This window comes from Sphingomonas sp. 66-10 (assembly GCF_001897045.1).
Taxonomy (GTDB): domain Bacteria; phylum Pseudomonadota; class Alphaproteobacteria; order Sphingomonadales; family Sphingomonadaceae; genus Sphingomonas; species Sphingomonas lycopersici.
The window spans coordinates 11,969-16,892 of sequence record NZ_MKRR01000064.1; the positions used below are offsets into that span (position 1 = coordinate 11,969).

At 64.1% G+C, this 4,924-nt stretch carries 7 protein-coding genes; 3 read left to right on the forward strand and 4 right to left on the reverse strand.

Features of this window, described 5'->3' with window-relative positions:
• Window positions 1-475: caspase family protein (locus BGN95_RS06375; protein WP_286772001.1), on the reverse strand; the 475-nt coding region annotated here is incomplete at its 3' end.
• A 13-nt stretch (window positions 476-488) separates the two neighbouring features.
• Window positions 489-860, reverse strand: a complete 372-nt coding sequence (locus BGN95_RS06380; protein WP_018251246.1) for a TIR domain-containing protein — start codon at window positions 858-860, stop codon at window positions 489-491.
• Here BGN95_RS06380 and BGN95_RS06385 point away from each other — a divergent pair.
• The gene (locus BGN95_RS06385) at window positions 835-1,512 is read left to right on the forward strand and encodes a hypothetical protein (RefSeq protein ID WP_125972932.1); all 678 of its coding nucleotides are present in this window, start codon (window positions 835-837) and stop codon (window positions 1,510-1,512) included. The two genes, BGN95_RS06380 and BGN95_RS06385, sit on opposite strands and share 26 nt — an antisense overlap.
• Window positions 1,513-1,531: 19 nt before the next feature.
• Here BGN95_RS06385 and BGN95_RS06390 read toward each other — a convergent pair whose 3' ends face one another.
• Both BGN95_RS06390 and BGN95_RS06395 read right to left on the reverse strand, forming a co-directional pair.
• Window positions 1,532-2,134, reverse strand: coding sequence for a hypothetical protein (locus BGN95_RS06390; RefSeq protein ID WP_018251247.1), 603 nt, complete (start codon window positions 2,132-2,134; stop codon window positions 1,532-1,534).
• On the reverse strand, window positions 2,131-2,454 hold the full coding sequence (locus tag BGN95_RS06395) for a hypothetical protein (protein ID WP_170172305.1): 324 nt from the start codon (window positions 2,452-2,454) through the stop codon (window positions 2,131-2,133). The genes BGN95_RS06390 and BGN95_RS06395 overlap by 4 nt, the downstream gene beginning before the upstream one ends.
• A 240-nt stretch (window positions 2,455-2,694) precedes the next feature.
• Between BGN95_RS06395 and BGN95_RS06400 the strand changes: the two genes are divergently transcribed.
• Window positions 2,695-3,452 (forward strand): IS5 family transposase gene (locus BGN95_RS06400; protein ID WP_096614366.1). Its coding sequence is split into 2 segments (ribosomal slippage): window positions 2,695-3,016 and window positions 3,016-3,452, totalling 759 coding nucleotides; the frame shifts between segments, so codons are not numbered across the junction.
• A 92-nt stretch (window positions 3,453-3,544) separates the two neighbouring features.
• On the forward strand, window positions 3,545-4,552 hold the full coding sequence (locus BGN95_RS06405) for an IS110 family RNA-guided transposase (RefSeq protein ID WP_286772002.1): 1,008 nt from the start codon (window positions 3,545-3,547) through the stop codon (window positions 4,550-4,552).
• Window positions 4,553-4,924: the final 372 nt, after the last annotated feature.

Genomic DNA, 4,924 nt, shown 5'->3' on the forward strand with positions numbered 1-4,924 from the left:
CGGCGGTGGACGCTGTGAGGATGGTCATGCCGTCGCGGATTTCCGCAGCGGGATGGGTGGGACGTTCCCCGGCAGCGCCACTATGGCAGCTATCGAGGATGATGATCTTGTTCTTCGCCCCGGAATTGGCAGCGAGCGTCATGATGTCTGAAAGCGGCAGGCCATCGTCGCCGCTGCGGCTGTCGCTGGTGCAGAGGTAGCCGCCGGTGTCCTCGATGAAGCCATGCCCGGCGAAGTAGAACAGGGCGATGTCCGCGTCGTCGGCATAGAGTTCGCGGACAGCCGCCTTCAGCTCCTCGCGATCGACCAGATCGCCGGGACCGGTGCCGGTCAGGAGCTTAGGTGTAGCGAAGTTGACGGTGCCGTCGGCGTGGCGCTCGAGCATGGCCTTCACCGAGTGCGCGTCGTTCACGCACCCGCTGAGGTTCCCGATTTTCTCGTAATGGTCGATACCGACGATCAGGGCCTTGCGCACCGTCGCCTCCGGCTCAGAGTGAATCGATGAAGTTGGTGATGTTGGCGTCGCTCCAGGCAACGGTGCTGACGCCCGCGATCGAGGCGCGATCATCCTTATAGGCGTAGATGCCTTGGATCGGCTTGCCCTCTTCCTGGGCGCACTGGATTTCCCACTTCTGGCCCGTCGAGGCTGCCGAGTTCTTGCTGACCAGAACGATCACACCATGCGAGCGCTTGATCCGCGTGCGGACACGATCCTTCCAGTCTTTGTCGTATGGCTCCTTCACCGACATATCGATAAACTCGAATGGCTGCCGCGGATGGAGCGACTGCCCTTTGAGGAAGTCACGCTGCCGTTCATCCTCGATGGCGAACGCGATGAAGAGCACTTTCTTATCAGCCATTTCCAACATCCTCCATTATGGTTCTATTTCGATAATGAATCAGCGAACGCCCGACGACTTTAAGCATGAGCTGCAAGCTCTGGATACCGCCCATGCTCAAAACGAAGCTGCACGCGACAGCTTTGTTGCACTTGCACACACGGCGCTATTTGCCGCTTCTGTGTCATTTGTAGGAAGCGCGGTTCCGCTTGCCAAGGCGGTGTGGCCGTATGCCTTGGTTGCCGGATGGGCGATCGATGTTTTGGGGCTTCTTGCCCTGACGGTGAGCTTCGCGACGGCGCGTAAGGCGGTCGATGCGCGGCGAGCTGCCCTCTACGACGATATCCCGCCGGTAGCGGCTTGGTCCGAACGTCTCAACGGGTTCGCGCTATGGTCATTTCCCGCCGCTCTTCTATGTTTGTTCTCTTTTGTCACAGCGAACGTGGTCAGTATCAATGAGCGAGAAGCCAGCCCCTCCGCCAGCACCGCCGCCATCCCGATCGGGCGGATCGAGGGGGATAGCGCCGCCGCCACGCGCGCCGTTGCCGCCGGGGGGCGTGTCGCAGCCTCAAACGGGCGTTGTTCCGGCGCCACGGGCTCCGGTCGCCCCACCACCGCCGCCGCCGCCTCCGGCGCCTGCCAAGAAGTAGGTTGCGGCGCACCGCGCAGATAGGTGTGCCACGTGGCACACCTCATCGTCGTGTAAGGCGATCCAGTTCGGCGTGGGTTCGGGCGGTGCGCGCTGCGCCACGATTGGCCGATAGGGCGCATAGCGCGGCAAAGGCGACGAGGCCGCATCCGATCAGCGTGAAGGTGCGCGCGTCCCCGTCATCGCCCGACAGGAAGACCGCTCCCAAGCCGATGACGAGCAGGATCAGGCTGAAGCAGATCTCCGTCGCGACGCTGGCGAGCGGGGTGGGAAGGTCGCGCAAGCGGATGCCCCGCGTCTGATTATGCCAGTCGCGGACCAGCATGGGGCAGTCCGGAATGGGCTCGCATACGGCACGAACGCGGTCGCCGACGGCCAAGGCGATATAGTCGCTCGCGCACAGCTTGAGCGTGTGGCCGTTGACCTCGAACAGCATCGCGAACTCGCGGGAGGTATTCACGAAGGTATGCGTCTCCGCGCGGGTCAGGCCGGTCCGGTGGATCGTATCACCGGGATGCGAAATGGGCACGGCGGGGTCTGCGCGGTGGGTCGTGTGTTGGGTCACGCTTACGTCGGTCGTGTCGTGAAAACCGATGATATACGAGACCGGCCCTTCGATGGCGACGAACCGTTGCTGCTTCCTCATAGCCAACGTCCTTGCAAGGCTGCGTCAAACTCGACGGCCAGCGTGACGGCGCCGGCGACCAGCGCGGCGAGCGCGAACAGCGCGAGCCGCGCCCGGATGCCGGGGCGCAAGTCGTGCGTGATGGCGATGGCGGCCCCGATCGCCACCCCGAGGATCAGCGCTGGCCCCAGCTCGTAGAGGACCAGGCCGGGAAGGCGGTTGGGGAGCAGGTAGGGGAAAGCACGGATGAGGCGACCGGCCAGGACGGCGCCGACGACAAGGGACAGCGCCATGCCCCAACGGCCGATCAGGACGGCGGCGGGAGAACCGCGCTCAAGCATTGGAGCGGTTCCCCGCATGAGCAACGCCTGCCCGCGAGGGCGGCCCTTTGTGGCCTAGTCTGATCGTCACCCGCACGGGCGGAAACCCGGCGACGGGGTTCCGCGGAGCGGCGTGGCACACGCCAGCGCAGTAGAGCACGGGCCGGCGGCAGGCCTCGCTTACTGCTTGATCGTCCCTAGGGTCAGGACCCATTGATGTGGGAGGCGCGATCTGATTCAGGCTCCGTGAGGAGAGAGTGGATGAGCGACCTGTACTGGCTGACGGATGAGCAGATGGCGCGTCTGCAACCGTTCTTTCCCAAGAGCCATGGCAAGCCTCGGGTCGATGATCGGCGGGTGCTCAGCGGCATCATTTTCGTCAATCGCAACGGGCTACGCTGGTGTGATGCACCGAAGGACTATGGGCCGCACAAGACGCTCTACAATCGCTGGAAGCGGTGGAGCGAGAGGGGTATTTTCCTGCGAATGATGGAAGGTCTCGCGGCAGCGGAGGCCGTGCCGAAGACCGTCATGATCGACGCGACCTACCTGAAGGCACACCGCACGGCATCGAGTCTGCGGGTAAAAAAGGGGATCTCGGCCGTCTGATCGGCCGCACGAAAGGCGGCATGAACACCAAACTGCACGCCGTCAGCGATGCGGACGGGCGGCCCTTGAGCTTCTTCATGACCGCCGGGCAGGTCAGCGACTACACCGGCGCGGCAGCCTTGCTCGACGATCTGCCGAAAGCACAGTGGCTGCTTGGCGACCGTGGTTATGATGCCGATTGGTTCAGAGACGCCCTGGAAGCCAAAGGCATCCAGCCCTGCATCCCGGGCCGCAGATCGCGCAACGAGCCGGTCAGATACGACAAGCGCCGCTACCGGCGCCGCAGCCGCATCGAGATCATGTTCGGCCGTCTGAAGGATTGGCGCCGCGTCGCAACTCGCTACGACCGCTGCCCAACCGTCTTCTTCTCTGCCGTCGCCCTCGCGGCCACCGTCATCTTCTGGCTATGACCAATGAGTCATCGTGTAATTTGTGGCTGCTTCCTCGGGCCGGCAGAACGGCGCACCTTCTGGTTGTCGAAGCCTGAAGGAAGGAAGCAGCCATGAAGCACTATGCCGGATTAGACCTGTCGATGGAAACGACGCATGTCTGTGTCGTCGATGCTGATGGGCGCAAGGTCGGGGCACAATGCGTCGACAGCACGCCGGAGGCGATCGCCACGGCACTGGAGCAATATGGGCCGATCGAACGCGCGGTGATCGAGACGGGCCGGATGACCCCATCGGTGGCGCTGAGTCTGCGCGAGTTCGGGGTCGCCGTCGTCTGCATCGACGCGCGCCAGGCGCACCAGAGCCTGAAGGCGATGAGGGCCAACAAGACCGATCCGCACGATGCCGCCGGACTCGCCCAACTCGCGCGCACCGGCTTCTACAAGGAGGTTCACGTCAAGTCGCCAGCGGCGCATGCCGTTCGTTCGGTCATCACGGCGCGTGGGCACCTGGTCGAGGCGCGGGTCCGGCTCGACAACACAATCCGCGGCATCTGTGCGACCTTCGGCATCAGGCTCGGCATCGGCCAGGGTGAGCGGTTCCTCGGGCGGATGCGCGAGGCGATCGCCATCCCCGGACTGGGTGAAGCGGTTGCCTCGCTGCTCGGCGTGCGCGAGCGCCTCGTCGAGCAGATCGCACAGCTCGACCGGCAGTTAAAGGCCGTCAGCATCGCCTCGCCGGCTTGCCAGCTGTTGATGAGCATCCCAGGCGTCGGCGTGCAGACGTCGGCGGCGTTCGCGGCTGCCGTCGATGACGCGAGTCGCTTCAAGCGATCGCGCACGACCGGTGCCTACTTCGGGCTGGTCCCGCGCCGACACCAGTCGGGCGAACTCGACTGGACGGGGCGCATCACAAAGCAGGGCGACAGCACGGTACGCAAACTGCTTTACGAAGCCGCGAACTCGATCCTGACGCGCACCAAAACCACCTTCGCACTAAAGAGCTGGGCGTTGAAGGTCGCCAAGCGGCGCGGCCTGCGAAAAGCCCGCGTCGCGCTTGCCCGTCGCCTCGCCGTCATCATGCATGCCATGCTGCGTGACGGCACTTTGTTCGAGGCATGAGATGAGGTAAAAGCCATACGCCAGCGGTGACGCTTCCAAGCTGACCCGATGGCGGCGTCCCGCGAGGGAACGCAGGGTCGGACGATCTGCGAAGGTAGACGGATGGGCTCCAAAAAGCCCGCTTCGAGTCAAGGCAACGCCCGACCTTGTGAGACCCGATACAGCACCGCCGGCCTTCGCATCGGCGAGTGCGGACAGATCCTTGAACCCCTCAAGGGCACGCCGCCAAGCTACTGCAAATTACAGATCCTGACCCTAAGACGGGTCAGGCGATCCGCATGGGATCGGCGTCGGAGAACGGCACGGAGGTCGTCGTCGGCACCGCGGTGATGCGGATCGGACAGAACAGCCGCAACGTCGCGACCGCGGTCG